This is a genomic window from Acidimicrobiales bacterium, assembly GCA_035533595.1.
Classification (GTDB): Bacteria; Actinomycetota; Acidimicrobiia; order Acidimicrobiales; family Bog-793; genus DATLTN01.
In genome coordinates, this window is record DATLTN010000006.1 from 68,524 (window position 1) to 85,210 (window position 16,687).

Consider the following 16,687-nt stretch of genomic DNA (forward strand, 5'->3'; position numbering starts at 1 on the left):
CCCGTCCCGAAGGCGCGGCGGAGGACCTTCCCGGCGAGGTCGCCGCGGCAGCGATCGTCGCGGCGGAGGAGCTCCGAGCGAAGGGCCTGTGGACGGCAGCCGACGACGCCGAGCTCGCCCGCCGCTTCGAGGAGGCGGCGCGGGCCGCGCTCGCGGTGCCCTCCCTCGCCGAGCGGGCGCCGCGCGCCCGACGCGTGGCGCGAAAGGTCGTACCGAGGGCGCTCCGTCCGCTGCTCGGCCGCCTCGCCCGTCTCGTCGACCGCGCCATCCGCAAGGTCGCCGCCCGATGATCCGGTGGCGGCGGTGACCGCGCCGCAGCGCATCGACCAGGTGATCCCGGCGATCATCGAGCACGACGCGGTCTCCAACCACGCCTTTGAGGCGCAGCGCCTCCTCCGCGAGCTCGGCTTCGCCTCCGAGATCTACGCCGCGATCCTCGGGCCGGGCACCGAGGGACGCGTCCGGCGCATCGCGGAGCTGCCGCGCCTCACCGGCGGCGAGCAGTGGCTTCTCTACCAGTCCTCGATCGGCAGCCCCGTCGCCGAGACCTTCGCCCGCCATCCCGGCCCGAAGCTCCTCGACTACCACAACATCACCCCCGCCGAGCTCGTCGAGCGCTGGATCCCGCCGCTCGCGGACGAGTCGCGACTCGGCCGCGAGCAGCTGCGCCAGCTCGCGCCGCTCGTGCATGGGGCGCTCGCCGACTCGGCCTACAACGCCGAGGAGCTGGTCGCGAAGGGCTTCCGCGAGGTGACGGTCGTCCCGGTGCTGATCGACGCCGCGAACCTCCAGGCGACAGCCGACGACGGCGAGCTCGCGCGCCTCGCCGCGGCGAAGCGCGGCGGGGGCGCCGACTGGCTCTTCGTCGGCCAGCTCGGCGCGCACAAGGCGCTGCACGACATCGTGAAGGCCTTCACGTGCTACCGCCGCTGCTACGACCCGGCCGCCCGGCTGCACCTCGTGGGGCGTGAGATGGGGCACGCCTACCGCGACGCGCTCGGCCGCTTCGTCGCGGGGCTCGGCCTCAGCGAGGCGGTCGAGTTCACCGGGTCGGTGAGCCCGGGGGCACTCGTCGCGCAGTACGAGAACGCCGACCTGTTCGTCTGCTGCTCGGACCACGAGGGCTACTGCGCCCCGCTCATCGAGGCGATGTCGCGGGGGGTCCCGGTGGTCGCCTACCGCGCGGGTGCCGTCCCGGGAACGGTCGGCCGTGGTGGGGTGCTGCTCGCGGACAAGTCGCCCGCGGTCGTGGCGAGCGCCGCGCACGAGGTGCTGCGCGACCCGGGCCGCCGTGCGCAGCTCGCCGCTGCCGCCCGTCGACAGGCCGCCGGGCACACCCTGGAGGGCGCCCGCGCTGCCTTCCGGGCGGCGATCCGTGCCGCGTTGGAGCGCCCGGTGCAGGAGCCACAGTCGTCCCTGGCGTAACATCGCCACCACTGTGCACTTCAACAACAGCAGCCGACGCGCCCGGCCGCGGCTCGCGGCGTTCGCGGGCCTCGCCACGCTCGTCGGCGCGGCCGCCGTGGTCGCCACTCCCGCCGCCGAGGGCACGACCCGCACGGCGCGCGCCATCGTGCTCACCGGGCACGGCTGGGGGCCGGGGATCGGCATGGGCCAGTGGGGCGACTTCGGCGACGCCGTGCAGTACCACGAGACCGAGACGCAGATCCTCTCCCACTTCTACGGCGGCACGACCCTCTCCAACCTGGCGACGCTCGGCGAGAACCCCGATCCCCCGGTGCGGGTCGTGATCCTCGAGAACCTGAACCTGAAGACCAACGTCGGCTACGACCCCGTCGTCACCTCGACGAGCGGCTTCACGCTGACGAGCGGACCCCTCCCGGCGGCCACCACCACGACCACCACGACCACCAGCACAGTGGCAGCGACCGGCGCGACCGGCGCGACCGGAGCCAGCGGCGTGAGCGGCGCGACGGGCGGGACGGGCAACAGCGGCGGCTCGGGGGCGAGCGGCGCGACTGGCTCGGTCACAGGCCCCTCGGGCTCGGGCGGCTCGGGCAACAGCGGCCTCGTGACCCCCGCACCGGGGGCACTCACGGTGCCGGCGGGGGAGGCGGTCGACCTGCGGATCCAACCGGACGGCACCTTCGACGCCTATCTCGGCGCGAGCTGCTCCGCGGCCCGCCAGTCGACGAGCGCCGTCGCGACCGGCCTCAGCAATCCGATCGCCAACCCGCCGAGCAGTTCGCCGAGCGCGCCGCGCAGCGCGCTCCTCACCCTCTGCCGCCACGACGGGGTCGACGAGGTCCTGCGTGGCGCCGTCGAGGCCTACGACCGCTCGGGCTACGCGCGCACGCTCAACCTCCTCCCGCTCGACTCGTACCTCGCGGGCGTCGTCCCCGCCGAGGAGTCGGCCTCCTGGGGGGCCGACGGCGGCTCGGAGGGCGCTCCCCAGGGCGAGCCGTGGGGCTTCCAGGCACTTGAGGCGCAGGCCATCGCGGCCCGTTCCTACACCGTTGCCGCTGCTGCCGCCGGTGGCTGGAACGGCTACGCCGACATCTGCGACACCGACCAGTGCGAGGCCTATGTCGGCGCGAACTACGAGTACGCGATCACCGACCTCGCCGTCGCGGACACCGGGGGCCAGGTCCTCACCGGCGCCCGCAACGCCGTCGTCGACGCCCGCTTCTCCGCCTCGACGGGAGGGTGGACCGCGCCGGGGGCCTTCCCGGCGGTTCCGGACGCCGGCGACGCTTGCGTGGTGCCCGGCAACGCGCTCCAGTGCAATCCCAACCACACGTGGCGTCAGAGGCTCACCGCGGCGTCGATCGTGCGCCACTACCCCCGCTTGGGGAGGCTCGTCGGGTTGCGCGTCATGAAGCGCAACCACGACGGTGTGCTCGGTGGTCGGGCGCTCATCGTGCTGCTGCGCGGCACCCGCACGGACCTGCGCGTCGGCGCCGGCTCCTTCACCGCGGCGCTCGGACTGAAGTCGGACTGGTTCGCGGTCTCGCGCGTGCTGCGCGGCCCGGTGGTGGCGACGCCCGTCGGGGCGAGCGGCGCGACCGGGGTGACCGGTGCCACCGGCGTGACCGGCGCCACCGGCGTGACCGGCGTCACGGGGGCGACCGGCTCCACGGGCGTCACCGGGGTGAGCGGCGCCACGGGGGTCACGGGCGCGAGCGGCGCCCTCCCCGTGACCGGCGCCTGAACCGACCATGCACCCGGGCGGCGCGGGATAGCCTGCCCCGTGGTCAGCCCGGCGGCCGCGCCCACGCGATCGAGGCGATTCGCGGTCGCGCGTTTCTGCCTCGGCCTCGCCCTCGGGGGCCTCGTGCTGTGGGCGCTGAACGGTCAGCGCGGCGAGCTCATCGGGGCCTCGAAGGCCCTCTCGCACCTGCGCCTCGGATGGTTGTTCGTCGCCGCCGCCTTTGAGGTCGCGTCGTTCGTCTGCTTCGGCCTGCTGCAGCGGCGGCTGCTGCGCGCCGGGGGCGTGCGTGTCAGCGCCGCGTTCGCCACCCTGCTCACCCTCGCGGCGGGGGCGCTCGCCAATTCCGTCCCCGCCGGCCCCGCCTTCGCGAGCGTCTACGCGTTCCGCCGCTACCGCCGCAAGGGTGCCGACGACGCGCTCGCCCTCTGGGTCCTCCTCGCCACGCTCGTCTGCGCGGCGCTCGGCCTCGGCCTGGTCGCGACGGCGGGCGTGGCCCTCGCGGTGGAGGAGAGCACGAGCTACGACCTCGTCGGCGTGGTGCTCGGAGTGCTCGTGATCTCACTCGTCGCCGACGCGGTCGTCTGGCAGCGGCGCTGGCTCGCGCACGTGGTGGTCGTCCTCCTGAGCGCCCTGCGCCGCCTCACCGGCCGCCCGCGGCGCGAGGCGGTGCACATCGTCGCTGACCTCCTCGAGCGCCTCACCGCGGTGCAGCTCGGGTGGCGCGACCTCGGAGCCACCGTCCTCGCCGCCGTCGGCAACTGGGCCTTTGACTGCGGGGCGCTCACCGCCTGCTTCCTCGCGGTCGGGGCGCCCGTCCCCTGGAGGGGCCTCCTCATCGCCTACGGCGCGGCGCAGCTCGCCGCCAACCTGCCGATCACCCCGGGCGGCCTCGGCGTGGTCGAGGGCAGCCTCACCGTGGCCCTCGTCGCCTTCGGTGGCAGCGAGCTGTCGACGGTCACCGCCGTCCTCTGCTACCGGATCGTGAGCTTCTGGGGCTACCTACCGGTCGGCTGGCTCACCTTCGCAGTGCTCGCGGTCGCCGACCGTCGTGCCGACCGGGCGCGAGCGCACTTCGCCGCGCACCTCGGCGAGGTGGGCGCCGTGACCTCACTGTCCCCCGAGGAGGTGGCCAGATGAAACCCCCGAGCCCCAGCCACCGTCGGGCCCTCCTCCTGCTCGCCCTCGCCCTCGCCCTGGCGCTGAGTGGCTGCACCTCGCCACGCGACGCGCTCGGCACGAACTCGAGCCCCTGTTTCCGCGCGCTCGCGGTGGCCAAGGACGCTGTCGGCGGCCGCGGCGTCTACGACGGCGTGCGCTACCTCGCCGCTCAGGCCCTCGTGAGCGCGCTGCACCGCGCCGAGCACTCGGGCGCGCGCCCGCCACGCGCGCTCGCCGAGGCCAGGGACGCGGTCTGCGCGGTCAACTACCGCGGCCGCTTCTCCTCAGGCGCGGTGCGCTCGGGCTGGCCCGTCGGGCGCGAGCGCGGGCGCTTCGCCGTCGTCGCGGTCGACGCGAAGAGCGACGCAGTGCTCGGGACCCTCGTCCTTTATCGCCCGCTGCTGCGCTTCTCCAAGGTGCTCGCCTGACCGTCGGTCACGAAGGACGGTCGCCGGGCGCCCGGGGCACGCGGTCACGCCCCCTCGCCGTGCGACACCACCGCTGATCATCTGCACGCCGGCGCGGCCGGCCCCGGCCTCCCCGCGGCATCGGCAGGTTTCGGGAGCCCGCGCTCGGGAAAAAGTTGCAGAGGGCTGGCGCGCGGCCACTACCTGGCGATCATGACCATCGCGCTGCTCACGATCTCCTGGACGCTCGTCGACGGCTTCCCGAACTTCCTCGGCGGCGCGAACGGCCTCGACCTCATTCCGCAGCCGCTCGTCTCGCTCACGAGCTCGTTCGAGAGCTACCAGTACATCTTCCTCGGCATCTGCGCCGTCGCCGGGGTGGCGACCTTCATCTTCTGCGAGCGCTTCGTCCGCTCACCGCTCGGCCGCGCCGCGCGGGCGATCCGCGAGAACGAGTCGGCCGCCACGACCCTCGGCATCAACCCCGCCGGGTGCGGCTGATCGCGACCGTCTGCGGGGGGCGCTGGCGGCGCTCTCGGGGGGCTGCTCGCCGATTACGTCACGGTGTGGGGCGTCGAGCCGTGGTCCTTCGCCGAGATCTTCCCCGCCGCGGCGGCGATGATCATCGGCGGGCGGGGCAACAACTACGGCCTCGCGCTCGGCACCTTCATGACCTACGTGGTGGTCGGCCAGGGGATCGGCTTCCTCCCCGGCATCTCCTCCGACCCGCAGCTCGGGTACGCCCTGCAGCGGATCACCTACGGCGTCGCGCTGCTCGCCTTCTTGTGGTTCCGCCCGCAGGGGCTGCTCCCCGAGCGAAAGGCGCGTTGGCGGTGCGAGCGTGGCCGGGAGCTGAGCTCGACCGCGCTGCAGGGCCAGGCGTCCATCTCTGGGACGGCGTGCTCCCGTGGCTGAGCCGCTCCTCGTCTGCGAGGACGTGAGCTGCGCCTTCGGCGGGGTGCGGGCCGTCGACGGGGCGACCCTCGAGATCGAGCGCGGCAAGGTGACCGGCCTGATCGGCCCGAACGGCGCCGGCAAGAGCACGCTCGTCAACCTCATCTCCGCAGTGGACCAGGGCCGACCCGAAGGCGGGGACCCCGGTGCCGCCGCAGTACGACCTCTACGACGGGCTGGACATCATGGCCCTCGCGATGGACGAGACGCACTCCTCGAGCCCGAGCGTCTACGTGCAGGACATCAAGAAGGGCACCGACAACCCCGGCGGCGTGGTGGTTGGGAACTACGCCCAGGCGGTCGCCGACCTGAAGGCGGGGAAGAAGATCCAGTACGAGGGAGCGGCCGGTCAGCTGGTGTTCAACCAGTGGAACTGGCCGCCGGAGGGGTTCCAGCTCCTGAAGCTCACGGCGAGCGGCTCGCTCACGGCCGTCTACACCCAGATGGCGAGCTCGGTGGGCAACTACTTCAAGTAGGGAGCAGGCACCTCAGGTTCGGACGGCCCCCTTCGGGCAGCAGGTCGCTGCAGAAGGGGGCCCGTCCCCCTCGTCGTGATCAGCCGCGGATTGGCTGTGCCCTCGGCAGCGGCTCAGGAGACCTGGCTCGCGGCGCGGGCGCCCTTCCGGCCCTTGGAGCGGTCCTGCTGGCTGAGGACGATCTTGCGCAGGCGCACCGAGGAAGGGGTGACCTCGACGCACTCGCTCTCGTCCGCGTGCTCGAGCGCCTGCTCCAGGCTGAGCCGCGTCGCGGGCGTCAGCCGGACGAGCTCGTCCTGGTTCGACGAGCGCATGTTGGTGAGCTTCTTCTCGCGCGTCGGGTTCACGTCCATGTCGTCGGTGCGGCTGTTCTCGCCGACGACCATCCCCTCGTAGACCTCTTCGCCCGGCCCGACGAACATCGTCCCCCGCTCCGCGAGGCTGGCGAGCGCGTAGGCGGTGGTGGGGCCGGTGCGGTCGGCGATCATCGACCCGCTCTGGCGGGTGCGGATCTCGCCGCTGTAGGGGGCGTAGCCGGAGAAGGCGTGGTGCAGCTGGGCGGTGCCCCGCGTCTGGGTGAGGAGCTCGCCGCGGATCCCGATCAGCCCGCGCGCCGTCACCTCGTGGTCGAGGCGCACCCAGCCGGTCCCGTGGTGGACGATCCGCTGCACCTTGGCCTTGCGCTTCGCGAGCAGCTGGGTGACCGCGCCGAGATGCTCCTCGGGGACCTCGATCGAGAGCTGCTCGACCGGCTCGCAGAGCACGCCGTCGATCATGCGCGTCAGCACCTCGGGCTTGCCGACCGTGAGCTCGAAGCCCTCGCGGCGCATCAGCTCGACGAGCACGGCGAGCGCGAGCTCGCCGCGGCCCTGCACCTCGAAGGTGTCGGCGCGTCCGGTCGGAAGGACCCGGATGGCGACGTTGCCGATCGCCTCCTGCGCGAGGCGGGTGCCGAGCAGCCGGGCGGTGAGCTTGCTGCCCTCGCGGCCGGCCATCGGCGAGCTGTTGACCCCGATGGTCATCGTCAGGCTCGGGTCGTCGACGTGCAGCACGGGGAGGGCGACGGGCTGCTCGGGGTCGGCGAGGGTCTCCCCGACGGTGACCTCGTCGATGCCGGCGACGGCGACGAGCTCGCCGGCGCGGGCCTCCTCGACGCTCACGCGCTCGAGTCCCTCGGGGACGAAGAGCTCGACCACCTTGGCGCGCTCGATGCGGCCGTCGTGGCGGCACCAGCCGACGCTCTGTCCCCGCCGCAGCGTCCCCTCGACGACGCGGCAGAGCGCCAGGCGGCCGAGATAGGGGGAGGCGTCGAGGTTGGTGACGAGCGCCTGCAGCGGCGCCCCGTCGGTGTACGAGGGAGCGGGAAGCTTGCTGAAGAGCAGCTCGAGGAGGGGGGCGAGGCTGCCGCCGGCGGGTGGCGTGCGGACCGGGCCGTCGGGCATCTCGGTGGTCAGCCAGCCGTCGCGGGCGCTCCCGAAGAGGAAGGGGATGTCGAGCTGGCTCTCGGGGGCGTCGAGGTCGAAGAAGAGCTCGAGGGTCTCGTCGACCACCTCGGCGATGCGCGCGTCGGCACGGTCGACCTTGTTCACGACCGGGATCACCGGCAGCCCCGACTCGAACGCCTTCCGCAGCACGAAGCGCGTCTGGGGGCGCGGCCCCTCCGCGGCGTCGACGAGGAGCATCGCTCCGTCGACCATCGCGAGGCCGCGCTCGACCTCGCCGCCGAAGTCGGCGTGGCCGGGGGTGTCGACGATGTTCACCCGCCGCGACCCGAAGCGGAACGAGGCGAGCTTGGCGAGGATCGTGATGCCCTTCTCGCGCTCGAGGTCCATCGAGTCGAGCACCCGCTCGACGACGACCTCTCGTTCGTGGAAGGTGCCCGCCTGCCGCAGCATCGCGTCGACGAGCGTGGTCTTGCCATGGTCGACATGGGCGATGATCGCCACGTTGCGCAGTTCGTCGCGCGTTCCCAACAGTTCGTTCCCTCTGTGTGTAGTGCGCCAAGTGCGCGGCCCCTCGGGACCGCGCGCGGTGTGGCGCTTAGATTGCAGTCGTGGCGCCACGGATCAGCCGACTCGAGCGGATCACGAACCTCGTGCTCGCGCTGCTCGAGACATCCCGGCCGTTGTCGCTTCGCGAGATCGGCGGCGCAGTAGCAGGTTACCCGCCAGAAGCGGGGGCCCTTCGCCAGGCCTTCGAACGCGACAAGCGGACGCTGCGCGACAACGGGATCCCGGTCGCCGTCGAGCGCCTCGAGGGCGAGGAGCAGGCGGGCTACCGCATCCGCCCCGAGGACTACTATCTGGCGGACCTCGACCTCACCCCCGAGGAGGCCGAGGCGCTCGGCTTCGCGCTCGTCGCGGTGCGCCTCGAGGGAGCGAGCCCCGGCGACGTTGCCCAGAAGCTCGGCGCGGCCGCCCCCGACGCCCCCCCGCTCGCGCTCTTACCTTCGCTCCCCGCGCTCGGCCACCTCCAGCAGGCGATCCGTGACCGCTCCCGGGCGCGCTTCGGCTACCACGGGCGGGAGCGCCTCGTCGCCGGCTACGGCCTCGTCTTCCGGGAGGGCTGCTGGTACCTGGTCGGCGACGACGAGGGCGCCGGCGGGCTGCGCACCTTCCGGGTCGACCGTATCGCCGGCGAGGTGACGGCGGGGGAGCCCGACGCCTACCGGGTCCCGGAGGGCCTCGACGTCGCCGCCGAGCTGCGCTTCTCGCCGCTCGGCGGCAGCGACGGCGGCGAGGGGGCGACGGAGGTCGTCCTCGACGCGGACGTGCGCGTCGCCCGCCAGGTCCGCCAGACGATCGGCTCGGCGGCGCGGGCCGCGACCGCCGAGGACGGATCGGTCGAGCTCACCTTCCGCACCGGGGACGAGGAGGCGCTCGTCGCCTACCTCCTCGGCCTCGGCGACGCCGTCGTGGTGCGCTCACCGAGCGCCCTCGTCGACAAGATGGTGCACGCCCTCGAGGGGGCGCGGTGAGCCCCGAGGGCACGGGCGAGGTGCTCGACGCCGGGGCGCGCCTGCGCCGGCTGCTCGCCATCCTCGGCCACCTCGCCGAGGTCGGCGAGGCGCCGCTCGCGGAGCTGGCGGCGCGCTTCGGGGTGAACGAGCAGGCGCTCGTCGCCGACCTCGAGCTCGCCGCCTGCTGCGGCCTCCCGCCCTACACCCCCGACCAGCTCCTCGAGCTCGTGATCGACGAGGACCGCGTCTCGGCCTACGGCCTCGAGCCGCTGCGCCGGCCCCCCCGCCTCACCCCCGACGAGGGCTTCGCCGTCGCCGCAGCAGCGCGCGCCCTCCTCGCCGTGCCGGGTGCAGACCCCGACGGGCCGCTCGGCCGTGCCCTCGGCAAGCTCGAGGCGGCGCTCGGCGAGGACCGGGTGCAGGTCGAGCTCGAGGTCCCTCCGCACCTCGGGGTGCTGCGGCGCGCCGCGGCCGAGTGCGAGCTCGTCGAGATCGACTACCTCGGGGCGAACCGCGGCGAGGAGACGACGCGCGTCGTCGAGCCGTACTCGGTGGCGGCGCGCGAGGGGCACTTCTACCTCGACGCCTTCTGCCACCTCGCCGGCGACTGGCGGCGCTTCCAGGTCGAGCGGATCGCCGCGGTGCGGCCGACCGGCAGCACCGGCACCCCCCGCACGGCGCCTCCCGAGCTCGCCGGGCCGCGCGCCTTTGCCGGCGGTGGCGGGACGCGCGTCGCGCGCATCGCCGTCTCGGCGTCCGAGGCCCCCGCCCTCGAGCGCTTCGCCACCGGGCCCGCCGAGGAGGCGGGCGACGGGAAGGTGGTGGTCGCGGTCGCCGTCGCCGACGAGCGCTGGCTCGGCCGCCTGCTGCTGCGCCTCGGCGACGCCGCCGAGGTGCTCGACCCCCCCGAGCTCGCCGGCGCGCGGTCCAAGGCCGCCACCGCGGCGCTCGCCCGCTACCGGTAGGGGGCGCGGGAGGCCGCTCCGTACCTTGCGCCGCGTGCTGCGGCTCTACAAGGTCAAGCGGGACGGCCTGGGCTACTACCTCGACGCGGCGCGCATCGAGGTGGAGCGGGGGGAGGCCGTCGGCCGCTACCTCGGCTCCCTCGCGGCGGCGCTCGGCCTCGAGGGCCTCCCGGCCGACCGGGCGACGCTGCCGGCGCTGCTCGCTGGCGTGGACCCCGCGACCGGGGAGATCCTCTCGCCGGGCCACGAGCGGGTGCGCGTCCTCGCCTACGACTGCACCTTCGCGGCGCCGAAGTCGGTGAGCCTCCTCGCCCTCCTCGACGGCGAGTCGCCCGCCGTGCTCGAGGCGCACCGCCGCAGCGTCGCCGCGGCGCTCGGCTACCTCGAGCGGGAGGGGGCGGTGGTGCGCCGCCGCCCGGCGGCCGGGGCAGCGGTGCTCCCCGCGAGCGGCCTCGCGGCGGCTGCCTTCCTGCACCGCACCAGTCGCAGCAACGACCCCCACCTGCACAGCCACGTGCTCGTCGCGAACCTCGCCGCCCCGGCGGGGGGCGCCTACTCGGCGCTCGACGGGAGGGGGCTCTACGAGCACGCCGGCACGGCCGGCGCCCTCTATCGCTGCGCGCTGCGCCACGAGCTGAGCCGTGAGCTCGGCGTCGTCTGGCGCGAGCAGGGGCGCGGCTTCAACGACCTGAGCGGCTTCCCGCAGCACGCGCTCGCCGCCTTCTCCCGGCGCTCGGGCGAGATCGCCGAGGAGCTCTCGCGCCACGGAGGCGGCGGCCGCGGCGCGGTGGCGCTCGCCGCCGAGAGGACGCGCGCCGAGAAGGACCGCACCCTCGGTGCGGAGGAGCTCGCCGGGCAGTGGTCACGCCGCGGCGCCGGGTCGGGGATCGCCGCGAGCGACCTGCAGCGCCTGCGCGCCGCTGGCGCCCCTCCGGTGGCCGCGACCGAGGCGGGGCCGGCCGCGGCGCGGAGCGCGGCCGGCTTCCCCGGGCGCTTCACCCGCGACGAGCTCGTGCGGGCGACCTGTGCGGCCCTTCCCCGCGGTGCCGCGGTGGCCGCCGTCGAGGGCGCCGTCGACGAGCTGCTCGCCGACGGCCCGGTGGTGCGCCTCGGCGAGGGCGGGCGCCGCCACGGCGCCGCCCGCGCGATCCCGGCGGCCCGCATCGTGCCCAGCTACCTGAACCGCGAGGCGGCGCGCCTCCACGCCGAGAACCGCGACCGCCTCGCCGGCGCGGCGGAGCTGCCGGGCGGTGCGCTCCCCGGCCCGGGCCTCTACCGCGTCGCCGACTTCGCCTCGCTCGCGCGCCTCTCAGCCGCGCCCGCGGCGGCTCGCCTCTCCGGCTTCGCCCCGACGGCCGGGCTGGCGGCGCACCTCGAGGCGCTGAGCGGCGTGGAGAGCGCCCATCCCGCGGGGGCGCGTCCCGCAGAAGGGCCCCTCGTCGTCTTCGGCCCGCAGCAGTTCACGCCGGCGGCCCTGCACGCGCTGCTCGCCCGGTCGTCCCGCCTCCCCGTGCTGGTCCTCGACCGGGAGGCGCCGGTCGGCGCCGGCCTCCTCCCCGCCGGCCGTGAGCCGCCACGCCTCGAGCGCGTCGGCGAGGTGCGCGTCCTTCGGGCGGCCGGCCCGGAGGAGCTGCTGGCGGTCTTCGAGCGGGTGCGGAGCGCGGCGACGCGCGACGGGGTCGTCGCCGTCTCCGCCGACCCCGCGCTCGCCGGCGCGGGCTGCGTGCCGCCGCAGCTCGTCGTGAGGTCGCTGCGCGCCGCGCCGGCGGCGTCGGTCGTCGTGCTCGGCCCGGCGCGGCTGCTGGGCGGCGGGCTCGGTCGGGTGGAGGACCGCCGCCGGCTGCACCTCGTCGTCGCGCAGCCGACGGGCGGCGGCGTGCTCGAGGAGATCGCCGCCCCCCGCTCGCTCGTCTCGCGCCTCGGGGCGCCGGCGCTCGACCCTGCGGCGCGCGCCCGCTGGCGGCGGGCGGCCCTCGCCGAGTGGTCGCTCGCCGCCCCCGCTCGTGAGCGCCCCTCCCCGAGCCTCGTCGCGGGGCGCGAGCTGGGCCGCGGGCGGTGAAGGGCGGCGGGATCAGCGTGCGCGCGACGCGAGCTGCGGCGGGGGAGGGCCGAACCACGGGGGGAGCGCGACGCGCCCGATCGTCGTGCCGAAGACGCAGTAGGCGACGCCGGGGCCGGGGGTTGAGGCCGCGTCGGGGGCGAGACGGCGTTCCCGGCGGGTGGTGAGCGTGCGCTGCACCCCGCCACCGCCGCGCAGCCGCGGCCGGCCGCGGCTCACGCTGCGGTGGGCGACGTCGTGCTCCCCGGCGAGGAGGGAGAGGGTCTCGAGGGTGCCTCGGTCGCCGACGCCGCCGAGCACCAGCTTCGTGCCGAAAAGGGAGAAGAAGCCCTCTGCCGCGACCCCCCAGCGGGCCCGCGCCTGGGAGAGGTCCTGCAGGCAGGCGAGGGTGAGCAGCCCCTGGCTCGCCCCCTCGGCGACAAGGACGGGGAGGTCGTGGAGGGGGGCGATGTTCGCCAGCTCGTCAAGGACGAGGAGGAGCGGCGGGGCCTTCGTCCCCGCGAGGGCCCAGTGGCGCTCGTAGGTGACGCTGCGGAGGTCGCGCACGAGGCCCGCGACGATCGGCGCGAGGTGCTCCTGCTGCTCCGAGCCGGCGACGATGTAGAGGGTCGCGGGGCCGCGGACGAGCTCCTCCATCGGGAGCGGGCGCCCCTCGCTGCTCGCCCGCGCCGCCCCCGTGCGGTAGGCGCGCAGCACCCCCGAGGCGGTCGACCAGATGCCGCTCTGCTCGCGGGCGTCGGTGTCGAGGATGCCGTTCAGCACGTCGCGAGCGACGGTCGCCTCACCGTCGCTGAGCGCGGCGAGCAGGCGCTCGGGGGACCTTCGGTCGACCGCCGAGCAGACCTCGGCCATCGTCATCCGCGCGAGGGCGCCACCGTGGAAGAGGCTCGACAACAGCGCCCCCGCCCGCTCCCCCCAGTGCGAGTGCTCGCCCACCCGCGCCGTCCCGCTCGCCCCGACCATCGCCTCGGCGGCGAGCACCGCGCGGTCCCAGCCGGCGGCGCGGTCGAGTGGCGACCAGGAGACGGCGAGCGCCCCGCTGCGGTCGGCCCGCTCGCCTGAGGGGTCGAAGACGAAGACCGGCCCGCGCCGGGCGCGTGCTCCGGCCGTCGCCTCGAGGACGTCCCCCTTGGTCGAGATGCACACCACGCTGCCGCGCGCCGCGAGGACGTTCGGGACGACGACCGCGGTCGTCTTCCCCGAGCGCGGCGGGCCGAGGACGAGGGCGCACTGCTCGGGCGCGGCGAAGACCGGCCCGTGTGTCCCCCACCCGCAATAGAGGCCGTCGCGGTGCACGCGCGCCGCCGCGAGCAGGCGGTCCTCGGCCACCGGAGGGGGGTGCGGGAGTGCTCGCACGGAGGCGATCCTCTCCCGGCCCGCTACCGACGCGGCTACCTCCGGGGCGTCGCCACCTCGTGCCTGAGGGGGGCGGAAGGCCGCCCCGCCCCGCTCCCTCGCGCCGGCCGGCGGGTGGGGTGCTTGCAACACGTGCGCCGATCCTCTTTCATTGCCGCACCCAAGTCGACACGGAGGTGGCGGTGAACAGGACCGAGCTCATCGAGGCGATCAGCAGCGATGCCGGACTGACCAAGCAGCAGTCCGAGGCAGCGCTCGACGCGCTCGTCTACGAGGTGACCGCCGGGGTCCGCTCGGGCGCGGCGGTGCGGATCACCGGCTTCGGGACCTTCAAGCTGCGCGAGCGCAGGGCGCGCCAGGGACGCAACCCCCAGACCGGCGCCGCGGTGCGCATCAAGGCCTCCAAGGGCATCGGCTTCACCCCCGGTGTGACCCTGAAGGCCGACCTCAACTCGCGCAGCGCCCCGGCCAAGCCGGGCGGTCGCAAGGCCGTCGCCAAGGCGCCCGCGAAGAAGGCGCCCGCGGTCGCGAAGAAGGCGCCGGCGAAGAAGGTCGTCGCCGCGAAGGCCGTGGCCAAGAAGGTGACGGCGAAGAGGGCCGTCGCCAAGCAGGCCGTGAAGAAGGCGGTCGTGAAGAAGGCGGTCGCGAAGAAGGGCACCGCCAAGAAGGCGCCCACCAAGCGCTGAGCCGGTCGCCGGCGCGGGCTACAGGCGGTCGAGCCGCTTGAAGCCCTCGCAGGGGCCGAGGCCCTCGGGGGCCCCGAAGTCGAGCAGGCGGGCGCGCATCCGCTCCACGAACGCTGCGTGCTCCTCGCTCGCGGCGCCGCCGTCAGTGATCCGCATCGTCGTGTGGAACTGGCTCTCGTGCGCGAGCAGCGCGGCGATCTTCGCGTCGAAGGTCGCGGCGACCTCCTCGAGGTGGTCGACCTCGTCCGCCTCCCAGAGGAGGAGCTCGCTCGGGCGGTGCGGCGGGGCGTCGAGCTCGGGGAAGAACAGCGGGTCGCGCGCCGCGACGATGGCGTCGGTCGTGAGGAAGCCGGCATTGCGGTGGTCGGGGTGCAGCCGGTAGCGCTTCCAGGGGTCGTGGCCGAGGACGACGTCCGGGCGGAGGCGCCGGATCCACCCGGCGACCTGGAAGCGCTGACGCAGGCCGGACTCGAGCTCGCCGTCGGGCCACCCGAGGAAGACGACCTCGCCGCCGCCGAGGGCGCGCGCCGCGGCGCGTTGCTCCACCTGGCGGCGGGCAACCAGCTCGGTCGGGTCCTGGTCCGCCTGCCAGGTCCCCTTCGACCCGTCCGTGAGGACGAGGTGGAAGATCTCCGTGCCCGCCGCCGCCCACTTGGCGAGCGTCGCTCCGCAGCCGAACTCGACGTCGTCGGGGTGTGCCCCGATCGCGAGCGCCCTCCCGGGGACCGCGAGGTTGCGCGTCGTCACCGGCCCTCTGCCGCCGCGGCGCGCCCGCTCGCGGCTCCCGTGAGGTCGAGGCCCGCCTCGCGCTCGAGGAGGGCGAGGTCGGCGGGGGTGTCGACGTCGGAGGCGAGGCGCCAGTCGTGCACGGCCCGCACCGTGAGGCCGAGGCGCTCCCCCTCCGCGCGGTGGCGGCGGAAGGAGCCGGGGCCGTAGGAGAAGGTGAAGCCGGAGCGCGCCGGCACCGAGGCGAGGTTGGTCCCGTCGAGGCGGCGGTCGGGGGCGAGGGTCACCTCGCCATCTTCACCGAAGCGGTCGAGACCGTATGCGAGGGGGAGGTCGGCGTGCGCCACGGTGACGGTGTCGACGCCGGTCGTCGCGAGGTGGGCGACGCCGGTGGTCACTGCCCCCGAGAGGCCGAGCCCCGGCGTGAACAGCACCGAGGCGCCGTGCGCGACCGCCCAGTCCGCCACCTCGTCGTCGTCGCAGACGACGTGGGTGGGGCAGTCGCCGGCGGCGGCGAGGACGCGCGCCCCGAGGTCGCGGGCGAGCGCGGCCCGCTGCTCGGGGCCGAGGAGGGGCGCGAGGCGGTGCTTGGCCTCGCGGAAGGACTTCACGGGGACGAGGAGGGCGCGCACGTCGGCGGAGTCTAGGAAGGCGCCCCGTCCGTCACCCTCCTCGGGTGCCCTGCGACCGCCGCTACCGTTTCCGTGATGCGACCCCGCCCCCCGACAGCGGCCTGCCGTCGATGACGCGCGTCGCGGTCGTCGGCGCCGGCTCGTGGGGGACGACGATCGCCGATCTGCTGGTCCGCAAGGTTCCGACGACGCTGTGGGCGCGACGCGAGGCGATCGCGCAGGAGGTGCGGGAGCGGCAGACGAACGCCACCTACCTCGGCGAGCGTCGTCTGTCCGAGGCGCTCAGCGCGACGGCCGACCTCGACGAGGCGCTCGCTGGCGCCTCGCTCGTCGTCGTCGCGGTGCCGAGTCAGGGGCTGCGGGCGGTGCTCACCGCCTGCGGCGGCCCGGCGCCGGGGGTGCCGGTCCTCAGCCTCACCAAGGGCCTCGAGCGGGAGAGCGCGCTGCGGGCGACGGAGGTCATCGCCGGCTGCTGGCCGGGGCGTCCGTACGGGGTGCTCACCGGGCCGAACCTGGCCGCCGAGGTCTTCGACGGGCAGCCGACGGCGTCGGTGGTGGCGATCGCCGACGACGGGGTCGGCCGCGAGCTGCAGGAGCTCTTCTCGAGCGAGCGCCTCCGGGTGTACACCAACCGGGACGTCATCGGCTGCGAGGTGGCGGGCGTCGTGAAGAACGTGATGGCCATCGCCTGCGGGATGGCGATGGGCCTCGGCTTCGGCGACAACACGCGCGCCGCGCTCATCACCCGCGCCCTCGCGGAGCTCGCTCGCCTCGGGGTCGCGCTCGGCGGCGAGCAGCAGACCTTCGCCGGCCTCGCCGGCCTCGGGGACCTCGTCGCCACCTGCACGAGCGACAAGAGCCGGAACTTCGCGCTCGGCGTCGCGCTCGCCGAGGGAAGCACGCCCGACGCCGCACGTCGCGCCACCTCGATGGTCGCCGAGGGGGCCGAGAGCTGCGCCCCCGTCGTCGCCCTGGCCCGCCGCGCGGGCGTCGAGGCGCCCGTCGCCGAGCAGGTGCTCGCGGTGCTCGAAGGGCGTTCGGCCCCGATCGACAGCATCCCGCTGCTGATGGGCCGCGCCGCGAAGCCCGAGTTCCAGAGCCCCGGTGGCGATCGGGGATAGGGTCGGCGCGATGGCG

At 75.1% G+C, this 16,687-nt stretch carries 16 protein-coding genes and 1 pseudogene; 13 read left to right on the forward strand and 4 right to left on the reverse strand.

Going from position 1 to position 16,687, the window contains the following annotated elements:
• The first annotated feature begins 303 nt into the window (after positions 1-303).
• The 8 genes and pseudogenes from VNF07_01575 (at position 304) to VNF07_01610 (ending at position 6,167) form a co-directional block, all read left to right on the forward strand.
• Positions 304-1,425 (forward strand): glycosyltransferase family 4 protein, encoded by a 1,122-nt coding sequence (locus VNF07_01575; protein HVB04926.1) that lies wholly within the window; start codon positions 304-306, stop codon positions 1,423-1,425.
• A gap of 13 nt (positions 1,426-1,438) precedes the next feature.
• Positions 1,439-3,172, forward strand: coding sequence for a SpoIID/LytB domain-containing protein (locus tag VNF07_01580; GenBank protein HVB04927.1), 1,734 nt, complete (start codon positions 1,439-1,441; stop codon positions 3,170-3,172).
• A gap of 39 nt (positions 3,173-3,211) precedes the next feature.
• The gene (locus tag VNF07_01585; GenBank protein ID HVB04928.1) at positions 3,212-4,309 is read left to right on the forward strand and encodes a YbhN family protein; all 1,098 of its coding nucleotides are present in this window, start codon (positions 3,212-3,214) and stop codon (positions 4,307-4,309) included.
• Entirely contained in the window at positions 4,306-4,758 is a 453-nt protein-coding gene (locus VNF07_01590) for a hypothetical protein (protein HVB04929.1), read from the forward strand. The genes VNF07_01585 and VNF07_01590 overlap by 4 nt, the downstream gene beginning before the upstream one ends.
• Before the next feature lie 183 nt (positions 4,759-4,941).
• Complete coding sequence (locus VNF07_01595) at positions 4,942-5,238, forward strand: hypothetical protein (GenBank protein HVB04930.1); 297 nt, start codon at positions 4,942-4,944, stop codon at positions 5,236-5,238.
• 63 nt (positions 5,239-5,301) lie between these two features.
• Positions 5,302-5,652: a hypothetical protein gene (locus VNF07_01600; protein HVB04931.1), complete on the forward strand. Its 351-nt coding sequence runs from the start codon at positions 5,302-5,304 to the stop codon at positions 5,650-5,652.
• A gap of 43 nt (positions 5,653-5,695) precedes the next feature.
• Positions 5,696-5,800, forward strand: a pseudogene (locus tag VNF07_01605) (ATP-binding cassette domain-containing protein).
• Positions 5,801-5,837: 37 nt separating this feature from the next.
• Positions 5,838-6,167, forward strand: coding sequence for a hypothetical protein (locus VNF07_01610; GenBank protein HVB04932.1), 330 nt, complete (start codon positions 5,838-5,840; stop codon positions 6,165-6,167).
• A gap of 113 nt (positions 6,168-6,280) precedes the next feature.
• Here VNF07_01610 and typA read toward each other — a convergent pair whose 3' ends face one another.
• Complete coding sequence (typA, locus tag VNF07_01615) at positions 6,281-8,140, reverse strand: translational GTPase TypA (GenBank protein ID HVB04933.1); 1,860 nt, start codon at positions 8,138-8,140, stop codon at positions 6,281-6,283.
• Positions 8,141-8,220: 80 nt separating this feature from the next.
• Between typA and VNF07_01620 the strand changes: the two genes are divergently transcribed.
• Genes VNF07_01620 through mobF form a run of 3 tightly spaced genes read left to right on the forward strand, consistent with a single transcriptional unit; the run spans position 8,221 to position 12,150 of the window.
• Positions 8,221-9,144, forward strand: a complete 924-nt coding sequence (locus VNF07_01620) for a WYL domain-containing protein (GenBank protein ID HVB04934.1) — start codon at positions 8,221-8,223, stop codon at positions 9,142-9,144.
• Complete coding sequence (locus VNF07_01625) at positions 9,141-10,091, forward strand: WYL domain-containing protein (protein HVB04935.1); 951 nt, start codon at positions 9,141-9,143, stop codon at positions 10,089-10,091. Before VNF07_01620 ends, VNF07_01625 begins: the two co-directional genes overlap by 4 nt.
• Positions 10,092-10,125: 34 nt before the next feature.
• Positions 10,126-12,150, forward strand: a complete 2,025-nt coding sequence (gene mobF / locus VNF07_01630) for a MobF family relaxase (GenBank protein HVB04936.1) — start codon at positions 10,126-10,128, stop codon at positions 12,148-12,150.
• Positions 12,151-12,162: 12 nt separating this feature from the next.
• On the opposite strand, the gene VNF07_01635 is transcribed toward mobF, so the two are convergent.
• Positions 12,163-13,506 carry a type IV secretory system conjugative DNA transfer family protein gene (locus tag VNF07_01635; GenBank protein HVB04937.1) on the reverse strand — a complete coding sequence of 448 codons (1,344 nt, stop codon included), beginning with the start codon at positions 13,504-13,506 and terminating at the stop codon, positions 12,163-12,165.
• 119 nt (positions 13,507-13,625) lie between these two features.
• Between VNF07_01635 and VNF07_01640 the strand changes: the two genes are divergently transcribed.
• Positions 13,626-14,192, forward strand: a complete 567-nt coding sequence (locus VNF07_01640) for an HU family DNA-binding protein (protein ID HVB04938.1) — start codon at positions 13,626-13,628, stop codon at positions 14,190-14,192.
• Between the two features lie 18 nt (positions 14,193-14,210).
• Here the strand turns inward: VNF07_01640 and VNF07_01645 are convergent, their stop codons facing one another.
• Positions 14,211-14,939: a PIG-L family deacetylase gene (locus VNF07_01645; protein ID HVB04939.1), complete on the reverse strand. Its 729-nt coding sequence runs from the start codon at positions 14,937-14,939 to the stop codon at positions 14,211-14,213.
• Complete coding sequence (gene cofC / locus VNF07_01650; protein HVB04940.1) at positions 14,936-15,550, reverse strand: 2-phospho-L-lactate guanylyltransferase; 615 nt, start codon at positions 15,548-15,550, stop codon at positions 14,936-14,938. Before cofC ends, VNF07_01645 begins: the two co-directional genes overlap by 4 nt.
• Before the next feature lie 44 nt (positions 15,551-15,594).
• Here cofC and VNF07_01655 point away from each other — a divergent pair, with 44 nt between their 5' ends.
• Positions 15,595-16,671: an NAD(P)H-dependent glycerol-3-phosphate dehydrogenase gene (locus VNF07_01655; protein HVB04941.1), complete on the forward strand. Its 1,077-nt coding sequence runs from the start codon at positions 15,595-15,597 to the stop codon at positions 16,669-16,671.
• The last annotated feature ends 16 nt before the right edge of the window (positions 16,672-16,687 follow it).

Bases quoted from the DNA above. Each gene is read 5' to 3' on its own strand.
- VNF07_01590 (HVB04929.1), top strand. From the start codon at position 4,306: ATGAAACCCCCGAGCCCCAGCCACCGTCGGGCCCTCCTCCTGCTCGCC.